This is a genomic window from Sphingopyxis sp. LK2115 (genome assembly GCF_014595975.1).
Lineage (GTDB): Bacteria > Pseudomonadota > Alphaproteobacteria > Sphingomonadales > Sphingomonadaceae > Sphingopyxis.
In genome coordinates this window covers 17,575-35,946 of sequence record NZ_JABWGQ010000056.1, presented here as the reverse complement: position 1 = coordinate 35,946, position 18,372 = coordinate 17,575, and the positions used below count along the sequence as shown (strand labels likewise).

Annotated in this window: 20 protein-coding genes; 7 read left to right on the top strand and 13 right to left on the bottom strand. The window is 67.4% G+C overall.

Translation table 11 applies throughout. The annotated features are described in order from the left end of the window. Nucleotides 1-7 precede the first annotated feature (7 nt). Together ribD and HUW43_RS13000 are read left to right on the top strand one after the other, a co-directional pair. Nucleotides 8-964 carry a bifunctional diaminohydroxyphosphoribosylaminopyrimidine deaminase/5-amino-6-(5-phosphoribosylamino)uracil reductase RibD gene (gene ribD, locus HUW43_RS13005; RefSeq protein ID WP_188237961.1) on the top strand — a complete coding sequence of 319 codons (957 nt, stop codon included), beginning with the start codon at nt 8-10 and terminating at the stop codon, nt 962-964. 7 nt (nt 965-971) lie between these two features. Beyond that, on the top strand, nt 972-1,586 hold the full coding sequence (locus HUW43_RS13000; protein WP_188237792.1) for a riboflavin synthase: 615 nt from the start codon (nt 972-974) through the stop codon (nt 1,584-1,586). A gap of 42 nt (nt 1,587-1,628) precedes the next feature. Here HUW43_RS13000 and HUW43_RS12995 read toward each other — a convergent pair whose 3' ends face one another. The 5 genes from HUW43_RS12995 to HUW43_RS12975 all read right to left on the bottom strand — a co-directional run bounded on the left by HUW43_RS12995 (nt 1,629) and on the right by HUW43_RS12975 (nt 5,607). Further along, a complete protein-coding gene (locus tag HUW43_RS12995) occupies nt 1,629-2,114 on the bottom strand; it encodes an MmcB family DNA repair protein (protein WP_223181522.1) in 486 nt (161 codons plus the stop codon). Between the two features lie 115 nt (nt 2,115-2,229). Further along, nucleotides 2,230-2,751 carry a single-stranded DNA-binding protein gene (gene ssb, locus HUW43_RS12990; protein ID WP_188237791.1) on the bottom strand — a complete coding sequence of 174 codons (522 nt, stop codon included), beginning with the start codon at nt 2,749-2,751 and terminating at the stop codon, nt 2,230-2,232. Between the two features lie 33 nt (nt 2,752-2,784). Beyond that, nucleotides 2,785-4,644, bottom strand: coding sequence for a ferrous iron transporter B (gene feoB / locus HUW43_RS12985; protein ID WP_188237790.1), 1,860 nt, complete (start codon nt 4,642-4,644; stop codon nt 2,785-2,787). Beyond that, a complete protein-coding gene (locus HUW43_RS12980; protein WP_120221557.1) occupies nt 4,641-4,886 on the bottom strand; it encodes a FeoA family protein in 246 nt (81 codons plus the stop codon). Before HUW43_RS12980 ends, feoB begins: the two co-directional genes overlap by 4 nt. Before the next feature lie 55 nt (nt 4,887-4,941). Beyond that, a complete protein-coding gene (locus HUW43_RS12975) occupies nt 4,942-5,607 on the bottom strand; it encodes a COQ9 family protein (RefSeq protein WP_223181521.1) in 666 nt (221 codons plus the stop codon). A 198-nt stretch (nt 5,608-5,805) separates the two neighbouring features. On the opposite strand from HUW43_RS12975, the gene HUW43_RS12970 reads away from it, so the two are divergent. Next, nucleotides 5,806-6,891 carry an alkene reductase gene (locus HUW43_RS12970; protein ID WP_188237959.1) on the top strand — a complete coding sequence of 362 codons (1,086 nt, stop codon included), beginning with the start codon at nt 5,806-5,808 and terminating at the stop codon, nt 6,889-6,891. A gap of 37 nt (nt 6,892-6,928) precedes the next feature. Here the strand turns inward: HUW43_RS12970 and HUW43_RS12965 are convergent, their stop codons facing one another. The 4 genes from HUW43_RS12965 to HUW43_RS12950 are packed head-to-tail and all read right to left on the bottom strand — an operon-like array spanning nt 6,929 to nt 9,971. After that, a complete protein-coding gene (locus tag HUW43_RS12965) occupies nt 6,929-7,597 on the bottom strand; it encodes a hypothetical protein (RefSeq protein WP_188237788.1) in 669 nt (222 codons plus the stop codon). After that, complete coding sequence (gene ribH, locus HUW43_RS12960; protein ID WP_188237787.1) at nt 7,590-8,015, bottom strand: 6,7-dimethyl-8-ribityllumazine synthase; 426 nt, start codon at nt 8,013-8,015, stop codon at nt 7,590-7,592. Before ribH ends, HUW43_RS12965 begins: the two co-directional genes overlap by 8 nt. Beyond that, nucleotides 8,015-9,289, bottom strand: a complete 1,275-nt coding sequence (ribB, locus tag HUW43_RS12955) for a 3,4-dihydroxy-2-butanone-4-phosphate synthase (RefSeq protein ID WP_188237786.1) — start codon at nt 9,287-9,289, stop codon at nt 8,015-8,017. The genes ribH and ribB overlap by 1 nt, the downstream gene beginning before the upstream one ends. A 55-nt stretch (nt 9,290-9,344) precedes the next feature. Then, nucleotides 9,345-9,971 carry an ankyrin repeat domain-containing protein gene (locus HUW43_RS12950; protein ID WP_188237785.1) on the bottom strand — a complete coding sequence of 209 codons (627 nt, stop codon included), beginning with the start codon at nt 9,969-9,971 and terminating at the stop codon, nt 9,345-9,347. Between the two features lie 88 nt (nt 9,972-10,059). On the opposite strand from HUW43_RS12950, the gene HUW43_RS12945 reads away from it, so the two are divergent. From HUW43_RS12945 to HUW43_RS12935, 3 genes are read left to right on the top strand one after another with little or no spacing between them, the layout of a single operon-like run. After that, nucleotides 10,060-10,707 carry an SCO family protein gene (locus HUW43_RS12945; RefSeq protein ID WP_188237784.1) on the top strand — a complete coding sequence of 216 codons (648 nt, stop codon included), beginning with the start codon at nt 10,060-10,062 and terminating at the stop codon, nt 10,705-10,707. Then, a complete protein-coding gene (locus HUW43_RS12940) occupies nt 10,704-11,147 on the top strand; it encodes a YcgN family cysteine cluster protein (RefSeq protein WP_188237783.1) in 444 nt (147 codons plus the stop codon). The genes HUW43_RS12945 and HUW43_RS12940 overlap by 4 nt, the downstream gene beginning before the upstream one ends. After that, nucleotides 11,128-11,859, top strand: a complete 732-nt coding sequence (locus HUW43_RS12935; RefSeq protein ID WP_223181520.1) for a M48 family metallopeptidase — start codon at nt 11,128-11,130, stop codon at nt 11,857-11,859. The genes HUW43_RS12940 and HUW43_RS12935 overlap by 20 nt, the downstream gene beginning before the upstream one ends. Before the next feature lie 6 nt (nt 11,860-11,865). Here HUW43_RS12935 and HUW43_RS12930 read toward each other — a convergent pair whose 3' ends face one another. Continuing rightward, the gene (locus tag HUW43_RS12930) at nt 11,866-14,043 is read right to left on the bottom strand and encodes a transglycosylase domain-containing protein (RefSeq protein ID WP_411157947.1); all 2,178 of its coding nucleotides are present in this window, start codon (nt 14,041-14,043) and stop codon (nt 11,866-11,868) included. Nucleotides 14,044-14,096: 53 nt separating this feature from the next. Continuing rightward, the gene (gene msrB / locus HUW43_RS12925) at nt 14,097-14,504 is read right to left on the bottom strand and encodes a peptide-methionine (R)-S-oxide reductase MsrB (protein WP_188237780.1); all 408 of its coding nucleotides are present in this window, start codon (nt 14,502-14,504) and stop codon (nt 14,097-14,099) included. 125 nt (nt 14,505-14,629) lie between these two features. Here msrB and HUW43_RS12920 point away from each other — a divergent pair, with 125 nt between their 5' ends. Then, on the top strand, nt 14,630-15,136 hold the full coding sequence (locus tag HUW43_RS12920; protein ID WP_188237779.1) for a DUF4402 domain-containing protein: 507 nt from the start codon (nt 14,630-14,632) through the stop codon (nt 15,134-15,136). 98 nt (nt 15,137-15,234) lie between these two features. Here the strand turns inward: HUW43_RS12920 and HUW43_RS12915 are convergent, their stop codons facing one another. Both HUW43_RS12915 and gyrB read right to left on the bottom strand, forming a co-directional pair. Then, complete coding sequence (locus HUW43_RS12915; RefSeq protein ID WP_223181519.1) at nt 15,235-15,621, bottom strand: septal ring lytic transglycosylase RlpA family protein; 387 nt, start codon at nt 15,619-15,621, stop codon at nt 15,235-15,237. A 118-nt stretch (nt 15,622-15,739) separates the two neighbouring features. Next, nucleotides 15,740-18,307, bottom strand: a complete 2,568-nt coding sequence (gyrB, locus tag HUW43_RS12910) for a DNA topoisomerase (ATP-hydrolyzing) subunit B (protein WP_188237777.1) — start codon at nt 18,305-18,307, stop codon at nt 15,740-15,742. Nucleotides 18,308-18,372 lie beyond the last annotated feature (65 nt).

Genomic DNA, 18,372 nt, shown 5'->3' with positions numbered 1-18,372 from the left:
GGACTGGATGGCGGCCGCCGTCGCGCTCGCGCGGCGCGGGCGGCCGACCTCGGCGCCCAACCCCAATGTCGGCTGCCTGATCGTCCAGCCCGCGGCGGGGGGGGGGCGTTTGATCGCGCGCGGCTGGACTCAGCCGGGCGGGCGCCCGCACGGCGAAGCGATGGCCATCGCGGCGGCCGGCAGCGCCGCGCGCGGCGCGACCGCCTATGTCACGCTGGAACCCTGCGCCCATGCCAGCGCGCGCGGGCCCGCGTGCAGCGATCTGCTGATCGAAGCGGGCATCGCGCGCGTCGTCATCGCGGCGCAGGACCCCGATCCGCGCACCGATGGCAAGGGGATTGCGCGGTTGCGGGCCGCGGGGGTGGAGGTGGAGGTAGGTGTCCTGCCCGCTGAAGCGCGCGCCGCGATGGCGCCCTGGTGGACGCGGCTGACCGCTGGACGTCCATATGTAACGCTCAAGCTCGCGACCTCGCTCGACGGCTGCATCGCCCGCGCTGACGGGGCGAGCCGCTGGATCACCGGCGACCGCGCGCGCGCGCACGGGCATCTGGAGCGCGCGAACCACGAGGCGATCCTCGTCGGGCGCGCGACGCTCGATACCGACGCGCCGCGGCTCGACGTGCGGCTGCCGGGGCTGGCGGATCGCAGCCCGAAAAAATATGTGCTCACCCGCGGCGCGGCGCCCGATGGATGGACGGCCGCGGCCGCGCCCGACGCAATCGAGGGCGTCGATTCGCTGCTCGTCGAAGGCGGCGCCGGGGCGGCATCGGCCTTCCTCGCCGCCGACCGCGTCGACCGGTTGCTCCTTTACCGCGCGCCGATCCTGATCGGCGACGGCAAAGCGGCGCTCGGCGACATCGGGCTTTGCGACCTCGCCGCGGCGCACGGCCGCTGGCGCCTTGCCGACAGCCGGATGCTTGGCAGCGACCGGCTCGACGTCTACGAGCGCGTCAGAGAAGGATAAACGACGCATGTTCACCGGCATCATCACCGACATCGGCACCATCCTTGCCCATGAGGATCGCGGCGATACGCGGCTGGTCATCGGAACCGCCTATGACACGGCGACAATCGACCTGGGGGCGTCGATCGCCTGTTCGGGAGCGTGCCTTACCGTCGTCGACAAGGGCCGGGACGGCACAGGCCACTGGTTCGCGATCGACGCCAGCGCCGAAACGCTGGCGCGCACCGCGCCGGGCATGTGGGACGCGGGCCGCCGGTTGAATCTCGAGCGCGCGCTCAAGGTCGGCGACGAACTGGGCGGGCATATCGTCACCGGCCATGTCGACGCGGTGGGCCGGATCGTCGCCGCCGAACGCGTGGGCGACAGCGTGAAGCTGACGGTCGAGGCGCCCGCCGCGCTCGCGCCGCACATCGCGCCCAAGGGCTCGATCACGCTCGACGGCGTTTCGCTTACGGTGAACGAGGTCGCCGACCAGCCCGATGGCAGTGTGCATTTCACGCTCAACATCATCCCGCATACGCAGGCGATGACGACGCTGGACGAGGTCGCCGCGGGGCGGCCGGTCAATCTGGAGATCGATATTCTCGCGCGCTATCTGGCGCGGATGCAGGCGCGGCGATAACTGGCCTTCGCCGCCGGTGCCGGATTATCTGACGCCAGCGATTCAGCCTTCCCTCCACCCCGCCGCCAGCTCGGGATCGGCGGCGATCATCGCGCGGCGCATCGCCAGCCGCCCGATCCGCAGCAGTTCGGCCTTGCGGCGCGCCGGCGCGAGGTTGCAGCTTGCGGCTTCGCGCACGATCGCGGCGCCATAACGGTCGGCGACGATCAGGCCCGATCTTTCGGGGCGGTAATCCGGCGTGTCGAGTATCGCGGGGTCGAGCCCCGCCGCGAGCGCCCAGTAGAATCGGTCGCACCAGTCGCAATAGTCGGGCCATTTGCCATCGCCGACAAGGTCGGCGCGGCTGACCTTGATCTCGACGATCGTGATCTGCCCCCTGGCGTCGATCGCGGTCAGGTCGGTGCGCCGCCCGTTGGGCAGCGTGACCTCGGCTATCGCGACCAGTCCTTGCTGCGCGAACAGGCGGCACACGCCGCGCGCGACGTCGGCGGCGGTAAGTCCCGGTTCGGCGCCGGTCAGTCCAGCCAAGGCTAAATCCTACACCGCTCGCCCTGAGCTTGTCGAAGGGCCGTTCCTCTTTCCCGTAGCGTCACAGTCAGGACGGTGCTTCGACAAGCTCAGCACGAACGGGGTTGGCTGATCCTCAGAACGGGACGTCGTCGTCCAGATCGTCGTCGAACGGCGGGCGTCCCCCGCCCGACCCGCCGCCGCCCCGGTTCCAGCCGCCGCCCGACCCGCCGCCCTGGTCCCAGCCGCCCGACGACTCGCCGCCCTGGTTCCAGCTGTCTCCGCCGCCGCGCGAGCCGCCGCCCGGCGCGCCGTCGAGCATCGTCAGATTGCCGCCCATTCCCGCGATCACCACCTCGGTCGTATAGCGGTCGTTACCGTCACGGTCCTGCCACTTGCGCGTGCGCAGGCTGCCCTCGACATAAACCTTGCTGCCCTTTTTGAGATAGCGTTCGACGACGCCGACCAACCCTTCGCCGTTGACGACGACATTATGCCATTCGGTGCGCTCCTTGCGCTCACCGGTCATCCGGTCCTTCCACTGTTCGCTGGTCGCGATGCGGATATTGGCGATCTTGCCGCCGTTCTGGAACGACTTGATTTCGGGATCGGCGCCCAGATTGCCGATAAGAATTACCTTGTTGACGCTGCCAGCCATCCGCCGCTCCGCTCCGCTAATAAGTTGGGAGGATCAGCCTAGTCCAAAGGCAACGGCTGTCCAGTATGTGATGCCAGCAGCGACATAGGCGAGCGCGAATAAATAGCCAACCATGAACAGCGGCCATTTCCAACCGTTGGTTTCGCGGCGCGTGATCGCGATGGTCGAGATGCACTGCGGCGCAAAGACGAACCAGGCGAGGAAGGCGAGCGCAGTGGCCAGGCTCCACTTGCCTTGCAATCGTTCGCCGAGCGTCGCCGCCATCGCCTCCTCGTCGTCGCCCGCGTCGATCGCATTCGCCGTCGCCATCGCCGACACCGCGACCTCGCGCGCCGCCATCGCGGGGATCAATGCGAGCGCGATATCGTGGTTGAAGCCGATCGGCGCGACTGCGACCTCCAGCCCGCTCGCGATGCGGCCGGCGACGCTATATTCGACCTGGCTCTGCCCATCGGGCGCCTTGGGGAAGGTAAGGAGCAGCCACAAGACGATGGTGGTCAGCGCGATGATCGTGCCCGCGCGGCGCAGGAATATCCAGGCGCGCTGCCACAGGCCAAGCGCGATGTCGCGGAGTCGGGGCATCTGATAGCGCGGCATTTCCATCATGAAGCCCGCGCCCGTGCCCTTTGCCACCGTCCGGCGCAGCGCGAAGGCGACGATAAGCGCGCCGACAATGCCAGCGATATAGAGGCCGAACAGCACCAGTCCCTGCAAACCGATGCCGGTGCCGCCGACGCCGCGGTTCGGGATGAAGGCGGCGATGATGAGCGCATAGACAGGCAGCCGCGCCGAACAGGTCATCAAGGGTGCGATCAGGATCGTCGTCAGCCGGTCCTTTTCGTCGGGGATCGCACGCGTCGCCATGATGCCGGGGACAGCGCAGGCGAAGCTGGAAAGGAGCGGGATGAAACCGCGCCCCGACAGCCCGACCTTGCCCATCAGCCCGTCCATCAGAAAGGCCGCGCGCGCCATATAGCCCGACGCTTCGAGGAGCAGGATGAAGAGGAAGAGGATCAGGATCTGCGGCAGGAAAACGACGACCGCGCCGACCCCCGCGAGCAGCCCCTCGACGACAAGGTCGCGCAGGAAGTTCTGGGGGATATGATCGACGATCCAAGCCTGCATCGTCCCGACAAGGCCTTCGAGTGCGTCCGCGGGCGGCGCGGCCCAGGCATAAACCGCCTGGAACATCACGAACATCAGCGCGAGCAGGATGATCATGCCGAACAGGGGGTGCAGCACGACATTGTCGACGCGCTGCGTCCAGCGGCGCACCGGCGTTTCGCTGACGATCGCGGCGCGCGCGATCGCGCGCGCGCGCTGGTGGAGCGAACTGTCGTTCAGTGGTCCGGCGACCGCATCGCGCGGTTGATGCGTGCGGATCGCGCCATCGACCGCCGCGAGCAATTCGGCGAGACCGCGCCGCCGCACCGCAACGGTCGGCACCACCGGCACGCCAAGATCGCGCGAGAGCCGCTCGGCGTCGAGCGTCAGCCCGTCGCGCGTCGCGAGGTCGACCATGTTGAGCGCGATGACCGTCGGGACGTTCAGCGCGAGCAGTTCGAGCGCGAAGCAGAGATGATTGTCGAGGTTCGCGGCATCGAGCACGACGATCAGCGCGTCGGGGCGCGCCTCGCCCGCCTGCCGCCCAAGGATCACGTCGCGCGTCACCGCTTCGTCGAGGCTCGCGGGAGTAAGGCTATAGGTGCCGGGCAGATCGATCAGCGACAGCGGGCGGCCGTCGGCGAAACTGGCGTGGCCCGCCTTCCGCTCGACGGTGACACCGGGATAATTGGCGATCTTTTGCCGCGCGCCGGTCAGCGCGTTGAACAGGCTCGATTTCCCGGCGTTGGGGTTGCCGACAAGCGCGATCGAGGGAATGGCGGCGGTCATGCGGGTTCGACTTCGATGGCCGCGGCCTGCCGCGCGCGGATGATGACCTTCATCCGCCCGACGGTCAGCGCAAGCGGATCGCGCGAAAAAATGCTGCCACGGTGCAGCGGGGTGACCTCGCACCCTTCCATCAGGCCGAATTCGCGCAGGCGCCGCCCTTCGTCGTCGGACATGGCGGTCCAGTCGATGCGCGCGATCCGCACCATCACGCCGAGCGGCGTCCTGTCGAGCAAAGCAGTCATTTGCGAGCGATTATCAATAACGGCGGCGCGGCGCCAGCCCTTTATCGACCGGTCGCTAACGCCCCGGATAGCGCAGCCGTCCGACGAAGCGCGCGAGGCTGGGCCGGTCGGCGCGGCTCGCGGCGCGGCGGCGCTTCCAGCCTTCAAAGCGCATCACTCGGTCGATGCGGCGCGCGAGGAAGGCGCGCGTGTCGGCATGATCCTCGCTCTCGTCGTTCAGGAACACCGCGAGCGTCGCGCCATAGACGGCGGCAAGGATCGCACGCTTGCTGTAATGGTTGAAGTCGGTCGCGCTGTCGCCAGCCAGCCGCCACATATGATCGGCGGCGCGCCAGCCGAGCTTCGCGGCGTGCGGCGCATTGCCGGGCAAGGCGAGCAGCGCGAGCGCGCGGCGCAGCGATTCGCGGGTTCCGGCGAGCAGGTCGAGGCGCGTTTCGACAAGGGTGACGATCCGTTCGCGAATCTTGAGCGTCGCGAGTTTTTCGGCGGGCCATTTGGCGGCCATGCGCGCGTCGATGTCGGCGAACCAGGCGTCGACCATGTCGCGCCCGCCGCCGGGGAAGGCAAGACGCGCGACGTCGGGATCGACCGCGGCGCGGCGCGCGGCATCGGCGAGCGCCGCGGGACCGAAACCATCGAACGCAGCCGACGCGGCAATCAGCGGCGCCAGCGCGGCGCGAATCTCATCGATCGTGGGATCGGCGGGAAGGATCGAGGCCATGGACGTCAGATAGGCCGTACGAGACCGCCCGGCAACCGGAACCGCACGCGACACCCGCGTCGACGCTGCGCGTCTTCGCCATGCTTTAGATTTTCTTTTGCTACTTAACCATTGTGCTGACGCCGCATGGCCCATAGCTTTGGCCAGAGCGCGGCGACCGCGGGGCCGTCGGCGCAGGATCTGAAACGTGGAGATTATATGACCGCATCGCTGTTCGAGCCGATCACGCTGGGCGCCATCGAGGCGCCGAATCGCATCATCATGGCGCCGCTGACGCGCGGTCGCGCCGGGCCCGGATTCGTCCCGAATGAGCTCGCACGCGAATATTACCGCCAGCGCGCCTCGGCGGGGCTGATCATTTCCGAGGCCACCGGCATTTCGCAGGAGGGGCTCGGCTGGCCGAATGCCCCGGGCCTGTGGACCGACGCGCAGGTCGAAGGATGGAAGCCGGTGACCGATGCGGTGCACAAAGCGGGCGGCCGCATCGTCGCGCAGCTCTGGCACATGGGGCGCGTCGTCCATTCGGTGTTCAACGACGGCAAGCCGCCCGTTTCCGCGTCGGCGACACGGGCACCGGGCAAGGCCCACACGCCCGTCGGCCGACTCGAATATGAAGTCGCGCGGCCGCTCGATCTTGCTGAAATCCCGCGTGTCATCGCCGATTATGCCAAGGCCGCCGAAAATGCGAAGCGCGCGGGTTTCGACGGTGTCCAGTTGCACGGCGCGAACGGCTATCTGATCGACCAGTTCCTGCGCGACAATTCGAATCTGCGCGATGACGATTATGGCGGATCGGTCGAAAACCGCATCCGCCTGCTCCGCGAAGTGACCGAGGCGCTGATCGCCGTGTGGGGCAAGGATCGCGTCAGCGTGCGGCTGTCGCCCAACGGCGACACGCAGGGGGTCGACGACAGCGCGCCCGAAAAACTGTTCCCGATCGCCGCGGCGGCGCTCGATGCGCTCGGCATCGCCTTCCTCGAACTGCGCGAACCCGGCCCCGACGGCACGTTCGGCAAAACGGATGTGCCCAAGCAGTCGCCGTCGATCCGTGCCGCGTTCAAGGGTCCGCTGATCCTCAACAGCGACTATACCGCCGCGCTCGCCGAAGAAGCCATCGCCAGCGGCACCGCCGATGCGATCGCTTTCGGGCGGCCCTTCATCGCCAATCCCGACCTGGTCGAGCGCATCCGCATCGGCGCCGAATGGGCCGCCGACAATCCGCAGACCTGGTATGCGCCGGGCCCCGAAGGCTATATCGATTATCCGGCGCTGCAGGTGGCGTAAGGAACCGCCGTCGTCCCTGCCTGCGCGGGGGCGACGGTCAGTTCCCCGCCGCCAGCGCCTTGTCGATTATCCCCGCGCCGATCGGGGCCAGCACCTTGTCGCCGAAACGAAAGAGCAGAAAGGCGCCGACAAAAAGCAGCACCGGCGCGATGAACAGCGCCACGATCGCCGCGATCCCGACGCCAAGGAAAAGGAACAGGAAAGCGCCGGTAAGCTCGGCCTGCCCCCTGGGGTCCAGTTCGACCGTGCGCGGCCCCTTGGCATCCCACCATTTGCCGGTGACGATCGTCTTGCGCGCGCCGCCGACACGCGGCGCGGGCCGGCTCGCGATCCGCGCGGGCGTGGGCGCGGCATGCGGCGCCGGGCGATCGCCCGGCGCCGGATTATTCCACGGCCGCTTGTTGCGCCCGGCGATCACAGCGGCCAGGCGGTCCCGGCCGTCCTTGACATTTTCAGGCCGCGCCGCCGCTTCCTGCGTCGGCGCGGGCCGGTCACTCTGGCCCGTTTCGGCGCGCATGACGGCGGCGGGGGCGGAATCGCCGCGCGCTTTCGTCGGGCGGATCGGTTCGACGCCGTGCTTGCTGTCATGCTCCGCCATGCGTTCGGCCGCGGTGGGCGGGGTCTGCCCGGTTTCGCGGTCAATCACCACCAGCCGTCCGCCACGTTCGACGACGGAATAACGGCTGGGAGGTGCCTGGTCAGCCAATGCCGAACTGTTCCTTGAGCGCGAGCATCGCGAGCGCGGCCTTTGCCGCTTCGCCACCCTTGTCCTTGCGCGTCTTGTCGGCGCGCGCAAGCGCCTGCTCCTCATTTTCGACGGTGAGGATGCCGTTGCCGATCGCGAGCCCGTCGAGCGTCAGCGCCATGATGCCGCGCGCGCTTTCGTTCGACACGACCTCGAAATGATAGGTTTCGCCGCGGATCACGACGCCCAGCGCGACATAGGCGTCAAAGCGCCCGCTCTGGTCGGCCAGCGCAATCGCCGCGGGCACCTCGAGCGCACCGGGGACCGTCACCGTCTCGTGGCTGTGTCCCTCGGCGTCGAGCGCGCTGCGCACGCCGTCGAGGAGCATGTCGTTCAGGTGTGAATAGAAGCGGGCTTCGACGATCAGGACATGCGCCATCAGGCTTCTCCGGGAATGGGGCGTTCGCCGACGATCGACAGGCCATAGCCTTCGAGCCCGACGATATTACTGTGGGTGGGGGTGAGCAGCTCCATCGCATGGACGCCTAGGTCGGCAAGGATCTGCGCGCCGATACCATATGTGCGCAGGTCCATGCCGCCGGTCGGTGGCGGCAGCGCTTCGGCGGCGGCCGAACCTGGCAGCGGGCGCATCAGCATGACGATGACACCGGCGCCCGCCTCGCCGATCGCGTCCATCGAGCGTTGCAGGCGGCGCTTCTTCGGCCCCGGCCGCCCCATGATGTCGTCGAACAGGGACACCGGATGCATCCGCACCAGCGTCACGCCGTCGGGATCGACCGGCCCTTTCTGGAGCACCAGATTGACGCTGCCGTCGATCTTGTTGCGATAGGATTTGAGCCGCCATTCGCCGCCATAATCCGATTCGAACGGCTCGTCGGACACGCATTCGACAAGACGGTCGGTGCGGCTGCGATAAGCGATGAGGTCGGCGATCGTGCCGATCTTGAGCCCGTGGCGCCGCGCAAAGGGGATGAGGTCGTCGAGCCGCGCCATCGTGCCATCGTCGTTCATGATCTCGCAGATCACGCCCGACGGGTTGAGCCCCGCCAAACGCGCAATGTCGACCGACGCCTCGGTGTGGCCCGCGCGAACGAGCACGCCGCCGTCGCGCGCGATGAGCGGGAACACATGCCCAGGGGTGACGATATCGTCGCGCCCCTTGCCGGCGTCGATCGCCACCGCCACAGTGCGCGCGCGATCACTTGCCGAAATGCCCGTCGTCACGCCTTCGCGCGCCTCGATGGACGTGGTGAAGGCGGTTTCGTGCCGCGTGCCGTTGTTGCGGCTCATCAGTTCAAGTCCCAGCGCATCGACGCGCGCCCTGGTCAGGGTCAGGCAGATGAGCCCGCGGCCGTGCGTCGCCATGAAATTGATCGCATCGGGGGTCGCCATCTGCGCGGGGATGACGAGGTCGCCCTCATTCTCGCGATCCTCATCGTCGACGAGGATGAACATGCGGCCATTCCGCGCCTCGGCGATGATCTCCTCCGGCGTCGCCATCGGCGACAGGTCGCTGCCGTTGGCGAGCCAGTTTTCGAGCTTGCGCAGCGTTTCGGCCGTCGGGTTCCAGCCGGGCGAATCGAGGTCGCGCAGGCTGTTCGCGTGAAGCCCCGCAGCACGCGCGAGGCCCGATCGCGACATGGTTCCGTCGGCAACGATAGCGCGGATACGATCGATGAGATGGGTGGACATGCGCCCCATGTCTCACACCATAATGTGATCGTCAATCAGATAATCACATCAAAACTCAGTTGGGCCCGAAGGTCGGCCCATATTCGCGCTTGGCGGCATCGGCATCGGCCCTGGTGTCGAGCAGCGCAAGCAGCTGGCCCGTCCGATCATCGCGTTTCGCATAGTCGCGCGCCGACATACCGGCGATATGGTCGGCCTTGTCGGGGTTGGCGCCGCGCCGCATCAGCAGGCGCACCATCGCGCCATTCCTGGTCTGCACCGCGAGGATCAGGGCGGTCTCGCCGCGCCGGTTCGTCTGGTCGACCGGCGCCTTGCGCTTCAGCAATTCCTCTGCGCCGTCGGTATAGTTGAGCAGCGCCGCATGCATAAGCGGCGTCATGCCGTTGCGGTCGGCGATCGCCGGATCGGCGTCCTTGGCAAGCAGAAAGCGCAGCCAGCTGGTGTCGCGCCGCTTGGTAACGATCATCAGCGCGGTTTCGCCCGTGTCCACGTTGCGCGTGTTGACGAGCGTCGGATCGTCCTGAAGCGCCGCGGTCGCCTTGGCCCCGTCGCGATTCTCGACCGCCTGCAAAAAGGCATAGCCGCCGCGGAACTGCGCCTTTGCCGGGCCATGGATCAGCCCCGCCGCGGCAAGCGGGACGAGGGTGAAAGCGGCAAGGCGAAACGCGACATGGCGGAACATGGTGCAGGCGACCCCTGGGGCAATTTGTCCGCCGCGCACGCGACGACAATGGTTGATTTTCGCGGGCTAGCCGACCAAGGCTGGCCGCATGATGAATATCGCAAATATGGGACAAAGCTTCGTCCGTGCAAGCCTGATCGTCGCTTTGGGCGGCGCGCTGGCGGCGTGCGACGGCAGCGGGACCACCGCCGCGCCCGCCGCGCCGCCGCTCGAAGGCGCACGGATCGGCGGACCGTTCACGCTGACCGACCAGAATGGCCGCACCGTTCGCGACAGCGATTTCGCCGGCCAGTATCGCCTGATCTATTTCGGCTACAGCTTCTGCCCCGACATCTGCCCGGTCGACCTGCAAAAGCTGATGCGCGGCCTGGCGCAGTTCGAACAGGCCGATGCCGCGCGCGGCGCCAGGGTCGCGCCGCTGTTCATCACCGTCGATCCGGCGCGCGACACGCCCGAAGCGCTGAAACCCTTTGTCGCACGCTATCACCCGCGCCTGCTTGGCCTGACCGGCACGCCCGATCAGATCGCCGCGGCCGCCAAGGCCTTTGTCGTCACCTATAACAAGGTGCCGGGATCGGCCCCCGACCGTTATCTGATGGCGCACAGCCAGCTCGCCTTCCTGATGGATCCCGACGGCAAGCCGCTCGCGCTGCTGCCGCTCGACGACCCGACGACGGACCCCGACGAGGGCGAGCCCGCCAAGGTCGCCGCCGAACTGGCGAAATGGGTGAAATGACGGTGACAAAGGCGCGCCCTTTCTGGGAAGCGCCGCTCGCCAGCCTTGACGCCGGCCAATGGGAGGCGCTGTGCGACGGCTGCGGCAAATGCTGTCTGCACAAGCTGGAAGATGAGGAAACAGGCCGCATCTATCCGACCAATGTCGCGTGCCGCCTGCTCGACCTTTCGACCGCGCGCTGCGGGGATTACAAAAACCGCCGCCGCCGCGTCCCCGACTGCCTGACGCTCACCCGCGCCACGGTCGACGACATCGAATGGCTGCCCCAGACCTGCGCCTATCGCCTGCGCGCCGGGGGCGCGCCGCTGCCCGACTGGCATTATCTGGTCTGCGGCGACCGCGACGCGGTCCACCGCGCAGGCGAATCGATCGTCGGCTGGACGGTGAGCGAGGATGTCGCCGGGCCGCTCGAGAATCACCTTGTCGAACGCATCATCTGATCCCGCTGCGGATGGCCTGCATATCCGCGTCGGCGATGCGGCGTGGCCGGTGCGCGTCGTCCGCCATGCGCTCTCGCGGCGCTACCGCCTCGTTTTCGATGGCGCGCGCGGCGAACTGCGTCTTACCGTGCCGCGCCGCGCGAGCGAACGCGCGGCGATGCAATGGGCGGCCGGGCAGCAGGCGTGGATCGCCGAACAGATCGGCAAGACGGCGACACCCGTGCTGGTCGGCCCCGGCACCGCGATCCCCTTTCGCGGTATCGAACGGCGCATCGACTGGGCGCCGGGCGCGCCGCGCGCGATCCGGCTGGGCGGCGACGCAATCACCGTCGGCGGCCCGATCGAGGGGGTCGGTCGCCGCATCGAGCGCTGGCTGAAGGCCGAGGCGCTGGCGCTGATGGAAAGCGAAAGCCGCGCGATTGCGGACGCGGCGGGACTGGCGGTTGGCCGCGTCGGCGTCGGCGATCCGCGCAGCCGCTGGGGCAGCTGCACGACGGGCGGCGACCTGCGTTACAGCTGGCGGCTGATCATGGCGCCCGATCATGTCCGCCGCGCGACGGTGGCGCACGAGGTCGCGCATCTGCGCCACATGGATCACAGCCCCGCCTTCCACGCGCTCGTCGATGCGCTGCACGACGGCGACGTCGCCGCGGCACGCGCCTGGCTGCGCCGCGAAGGACGCGCGCTGCACCGTTATCGCTTCACGGCCTGAGCGCGGTCAGTCGGCGGGTTCGGCGGGAGCGGGGCGGGGCGGCGGTACGCGAACCGGCGGCGGCGCTTTCGGGACCGATATCACCTTGGGCTGGCTGCCGCCCCCGTTCGCGGGCGGGCGGCGCCCCGTCTGTTCCTCGATCCACTGCTGGTCGAGCACCGGCCCCTCGACCGCGGGCGGCGGCGTGCCAAAGCTTTCGGGCGGGCGGCTGTCATAGGGCAGCTCGATCGGCATCCCGTTTTCATCGACCAGCAAGCCTTCCTCACCCGGCTCGCCCATATAGGCCTCGCCCTCGTCCTCCAGCTGCCATTCGGGCAGCACGACTTCGGTGTCGAAATGCTCGACCGGCCGCCGCGCGACCGCGACGCGCATATAGTCGGCAAAGGCCTTGGCGGGCGCGCGGCCGCCCTGCAACCCGCCGACAGGCTTCGCATCGTCGCGCCCCATCCACACGCCGGTCGTGATGCCGCTGGAAAAGCCGAGGAACCAGCCGTCCTTGTTGCTCGACGTCGTTCCCGTCTTGCCCGCGACGGGGCGACCGATCTGCGCCGCGCGACCGGTGCCGGTGTTGACCGCGGTTTGCAGCAGGTCGGTGATCCCCGCCGCGACCCAGTGATCGACCAGCGTGCTGCCGCGCTCGGCAGGGCGTTGATAGAGCAGCTCGCCGCTGGCGGTCGTCACCTTGGTGATGCCATAGGGCCGCACCGACACGCCGCCGCGCGCGACGGCGGCAAAGGCGGCGGTCATGTCGATCACGCGCACCTCGGCGCTGCCCAGCACCATCGACGGGTGGGTGTTGACCGGCGTGGTGATGCCGAAGCGCCGCGCCATATTGGCGACCGCCGAAAAGCCGATCTCGTCGCCCAGCTTGGCGGCGACGGTGTTGACCGAATAGGCAAAGGCGCTGCGCAAATCCATCGTGCCCGCAAAACGGCCCGACGAGTTGCGGGGACTCCAGCCGTTGATCGTTACCGGTTCGTCGACCACCGGGTCGTCGACCTTATAGCCCGCTTCGAGCGCGGCCATATAGACGAACAGCTTCCACGCCGATCCCGGCTGGCGCAGCGCCTGTGTCGCGCGATTATAATTGGATGTCACATAGTCGCGGCCGCCGACCATCGCGCGCACCGCGCCGTCGCGGTCGAGCGACACCAGCGCGCCCTGCACGCCAGCCGGCGTGTTCGCCTGGATCGACGCCGTGGCCGCACGCTGCATATCGAGGTCGATCGTCGTATAGACGTCGAGCGCCTCGCTGCCCTCGTCGATCAGCATGTCGAGTTGCGGCAAGGCCCAGTCGGTAAAGTAGCGCGCGCTGTTCTGCCCGGTTTCCTTGGCGAGCTGGACGTTGGCCGGTTCGGCGGCATCGGCCTGCGCGCGCGTGATCACCCCGGCATCAACCATGACGTCGAGCACGACATCCGCGCGGCCGAGCGCCGCCTGCGCATCGGCGGTCGGCGAATAGCGCGACGGCGCCTTGACCAGCCCGGCGATGACCGCAGCCTCCGACAGCGACATTTCGGTCGCGCTATGCCCGAAAAAGCTGTTCGACGCGGCGTCGATGCCATAGCTGCCGCCGCCGAAATAAACTTTGTTGAGATAAAGTTCGAGGATCTGGTCCTTCGAGAATTTCCATTCGAGCGCGAGCGCGAGGATCATCTCGCGCGCCTTGCGCGTCCAGGTATAGCTGTTCGACAAAAAGATGTTGCGTGCCAGCTGCTGGGTGATGGTCGAGGCGCCCTGCATCCGGCGCCCGGTGCCATAATGCTCGATCGCAAAGACCGCGGCGCGCGCCATGCCGACCGGATCGAGGCCGGGGTGATAGCGAAAGCGGCGATCCTCGACCGCGACCATCGCGTCCTGCATCACCTGCGGCGTTTCGTCGAGCGACAGCCAGCGGCCGTAATTGGGGCCGAGCGACAGAAAGACGGTGCCATCGGCGGCGCGGACGCGGATCGTCTGCCCCGCGGGCGATTTCTTGAGTTCCTCGAAACTCGGCATCCGCTGCACGGCAATGCCGACCGCGACGCCCAGCGCGACGAGGCCGACGACGGCAAGCCCCAACCCCCAGCGAAAGGCGCGGCGCAACCACAGCCGCAAACGCGACGGCGCGCCGCGCGGCGATCCGCTGCCTTTACCGGACGATGACGATGATTTCGGCGAAGCTTGCTGTCTTTCGCGGCGCAAAGCTTTTGTTTCCTTCCCTCACTGCGCCCCTGATGCGTCAGTCCGGGAAGGGGTCAGCCTTCGCCGGTTGACGCCTCATCCGGCGCGCGGTCCGCGAAGTCAAGCGCCGCGCTGTTGATGCAATAGCGCAGACCCGTCGGTCCGGGGCCGTCGGGGAAGACGTGGCCAAGATGACCTTCGCACGCCGCACAGCGCACTTCGGTGCGGATCATCCCGTGGCTTGCGTCGCGATGCTCGGTCACCGCTGCCTCACCCACAGGCGCGGTATAGCTCGGCCAGCCCGACCCGCTGTCATATTTGGCGCGGCTGTCGAACAGCGGCGCGCCGCAACCCGCGCAGCGATAGACGCCGTCGCCCTTGTGGTCGGTATATTTGCCGGTAAAGGCGCGTTCGGTGCCGCCCTCGCGCAGCACATGATAGGCCAGGGGGTCGAGCGGCTTTTCGGTCTTCGGGTTGCTCATCGGGGTTTCTCCGGCGGACGCGTCGCGCTTGTTCGCCATCATATCGGGTCGGCAGGGCGCTGCAACAAGGAGGCCCGATCAACTGCTTTACACCGAATTAACCCTGCCTGACGCATGGATAGCGCATGAAACTGCGTCTTTTCCTGGTCGCGGCCCTGTTGTCCATGGCGTCGCCCGCCGCAGCGCAATGCCTGCTTTGCGCGCAGGATGCGGCGGCGGTTTCGACGCGCAAGGTCGAAACGCCGCTGCGCGTCGATGTCGAAACGCGGCTTGACATGGGCCGGATCGCGGTCGGCGCGATGGGCGGCGAGGTCGCGATCGACCCGGCATCGGGCACGCGGCAGTTGCTGGGCGATGTCGTCGACCTCGGCGGCTTTGCCCTGTCGGGCGCCGTCACGGTCCGCGGCGAACCCGGCGCCGAAGTGCGCGTGATCCTGCCGGCCAGCATCGATCTTGAAAGCAGCCATGGCCGCACCGCGCGCGTTACCGGCCTCGTCACCGACCTGTCGGCGGCGCCGCGCCTCGGCCCTGACGGTCGCCTGCGATTTCGTTTCGGCGGGCGGTTACAGGTCGCGGCGGGCGACGACGGCGACTATCGTGGACGGATTCCGGTTACGGTCGAATATCAATAGGGCGGGCGATTTTCGCGTGTGGAGCGAAGGGTCCCGAAAATCCGTCGCCCCTTTCGCGGGGTCGACGTCTTAGGCCGGTATTCGGCCGCCAACCGTTCTCAATCGTCGGCGAGCAGCGCCAGTTTCACGCGTGCGGTGCCGCTGCGGTGCAGGCCGATCTCGCGCGCGGCGGCGTGGCTGACGTCGATCACCCGGCCGTGGGCAAAAGGCCCGCGGTCGTTGATCCGCACGACGACACTGTCGCCGGTGGCGACATTGGTGACGCGCACCATCGAGCCAAAGGGCAGGGTGCGATGGGCGGCGGTAAGCTGGCCGGGGTCGAAGCGTTCACCGCTCGCGGTGCGGTTGCCGGCAAGCTCGCGGCCATAATAGCTGGCGACGCCGCCGTCGATTTCGGTTTCCGGCACGACCTCGGCGATCGTCTCTTCGGCGATCGGCGCTTCCTGCGCGGCGGCCGATGCCGTGAGCAGAAGCGGAAGCAGCATGGCTGAAAAGCCTCGCACGACACATCCCCTTGTCAGAGGAGGCGCCCAAAGCAGCGGCGGCGTGCCGACGCAAGCCGCCGGGCGTTAAACGGAACCGAAATTGCGGCCGGATGTGCGTTCAGACGTCGAGATTCGCCACCGACAGCGCGTTGGTCTGGATGAAATCGCGCCGCGGTTCGACCTCGTCACCCATCAATCGTTCAAAGATTTCGTGCGCGACATCGGCCTGTTCGGCCTCGACGCGCAGCAGCGAACGGTTGGCGGGGTCGAGCGTCGTTTCCCATAGCTGTTCGGCGTTCATCTCGCCCAGCCCCTTGTATCGGCTGATCGCAAGCCCCTTGCGGCTGTGCGCGAAAATCGCCTCGATCAGCTCGGACGGGCGGGTCACCGGGCTGGCCTTGGCGCTCGTGGCCGCGACCGGGGTGTCGCCCTCCTCGCCCCCGGCGGCGGCCTCGACCTCGACTTCGGTGGCCGCGCCGCCCGCCTTCACCAGTCGCGCGGGGCGCGCATAGGTTTCGGCCTGCTCGGCAGCCAGCTTGTGCATCCGGCGCGCTTCCTGGCTGGCGAGGAAGGCGGCGTCGATCGCATGATGATCGCTGACCCCGCGCCAGCGCCGTTCGAGCGTATAGCCCCCGCCGGGCGCGGCTTCGACGGTCCACGCCGCCTCGTCGCCGCCGGTGAGCGCGCGCTCGGCCGCGCACAGCCACGCCGCAGCGGTCGCAGCCGCGCCGTCGCGGCCCGCGGCGTCGAGATCGGGATCGAGCGCACCGGTGAGCGCGAGCGTCTCGACCAGCCCATGATCAAGATTGCGCGGAACGTAACGCATCAGCGCGCGCAGTCGCCGCCCATGGTCGATCAGCGAGCGCAGGTCGGCGCCCGATCGCGCGCCGCCCGCGGTTTCCAGCAGGAGCGCGTCGATGCCCGCGTCGACCAGATAATTTTCGAGCGCGGTATCGTCCTTGAGATAGACCTCGCTGCGCCCTTTCGCGACTTTGTAGAGCGGTGGCTGGGCGATATAAAGATGCCCGTTCTCAATGATTTCGGGCATCTGGCGATAGAAGAAGGTGAGCAGCAGCGTGCGGATATGCGCGCCGTCGACGTCGGCGTCGGTCATGATCACGATCTTGTGATAGCGTAGCTTTTCCAGGTTGAATTCGTCGCGGATGCCGGTGCCGAGCGCCTGGATCAGCGTGCCGACTTCCTTCGACGAAATGATGCGGTCGAAACGCGCGCGCTCGACGTTCAGTATCTTGCCCTTCAGCGGCAGGATCGCCTGCACATGGCGGTCGCGGCCCTGCTTCGCCGATCCGCCTGCCGAGTCGCCCTCGACGAGGAAGAGTTCGCATTTGGCGGGGTCGCGTTCCTGACAGTCGGCGAGCTTGCCGGGAAGCGAGGCGATGTCCATCGCCCCCTTGCGCCGCGTCAGCTCGCGCGCCTTTTTCGCGGCCTCGCGCGCCGCGGCGGCGTCGATCACCTTCTGGATCACCGCCTTGGCATAAGCGGGATTTTCCTCGAGCCATTCGGTCATCCGGTCGGCCATCAGGCTTTCGAGCGGCTGACGGACTTCGGAAGAAACAAGCTTGTCCTTGGTTTGTGAACTGAACTTGGGGTCGGGCAGCTTGACCGAGACGATCGCGGTCAGTCCCTCGCGCATATCCTCGCCGGTCAGGCTGACCTTTTCCTTCTTCAGCATCCCCGACTTTTCGCCATAGCCGTTCAAGGTGCGCGTCAGCGCGGCGCGGAAGGCGGCAAGGTGGGTGCCGCCGTCGCGCTGCGGGATGTTGTTGGTGAAGCAGAGGACATTTTCGTAATAGCTGTCGTTCCACTCCAGGGCGACGTCGATGCCGATGCCGTCGCGCTCGCTGCTGATCGCGATCGGATCGGGCAGCAGCGCATTCTTGTTGCGGTCGAGATATTTGACGAACGCCGCGATGCCGCCTTCGTAGAACAGGTCATGGGTGACATGTTCGGCGTGACGCGCATCGACCAGCTTGATGCGCACCCCCGAATTGAGGAAGGCCAGCTCGCGGTAGCGATGTTCGAGTTTCTCAAAATCGAACTCGGTGACATTCTTGAACGTCTCGGTCGACGCCATGAAGGTGACGCGCGTGCCCTTCTTGCTGGTTCCATCCGGATTTTGGGGGGCGGGGCCGTTGACCTTGAGCGGGGCGACGGCGTCGCCATGCTCGAAACGCATCCAATGTTCCTGCCCGTCGCGCCAGATGGTGAGTTCAAGCCATTCGCTGAGCGCATTGACGACGCTGACGCCGACGCCGTGGAGGCCGCCCGACACCTTATAGGCATTGTCGTCGCTGGTGTTTTCGAACTTCCCGCCCGCGTGGAGCTGGGTCATGATGACCTCGGCCGCCGACACGCCCTCTTCGGGGTGGATGTCGGTGGGGATGCCGCGGCCATTGTCCTCGACGCTGACCGATCCGTCGCTGTTCAATGTAATCAGCACCAGATCGCAATGCCCCGCCAGCGCCTCGTCGATCGCATTGTCGCTGACCTCGAACACCATATGGTGCAGCCCCGACCCGTCGTCGGTGTCGCCGATATACATGCCCGGCCGTTTGCGCACGGCGTCGAGCCCCTTCAATACCTTGATCGAATCGGCGCCATAGGCGTTGGCGTTGCGCTGTTTTGCGGCGCCTTCGGGCGCGCTGTTATCGGGGGTGTCTGTCATGGCGATTATATAGGGTCGGCGCGCATAAAACCCAAGCGAAAATGCGGCTCTCCGCCATATCGCGA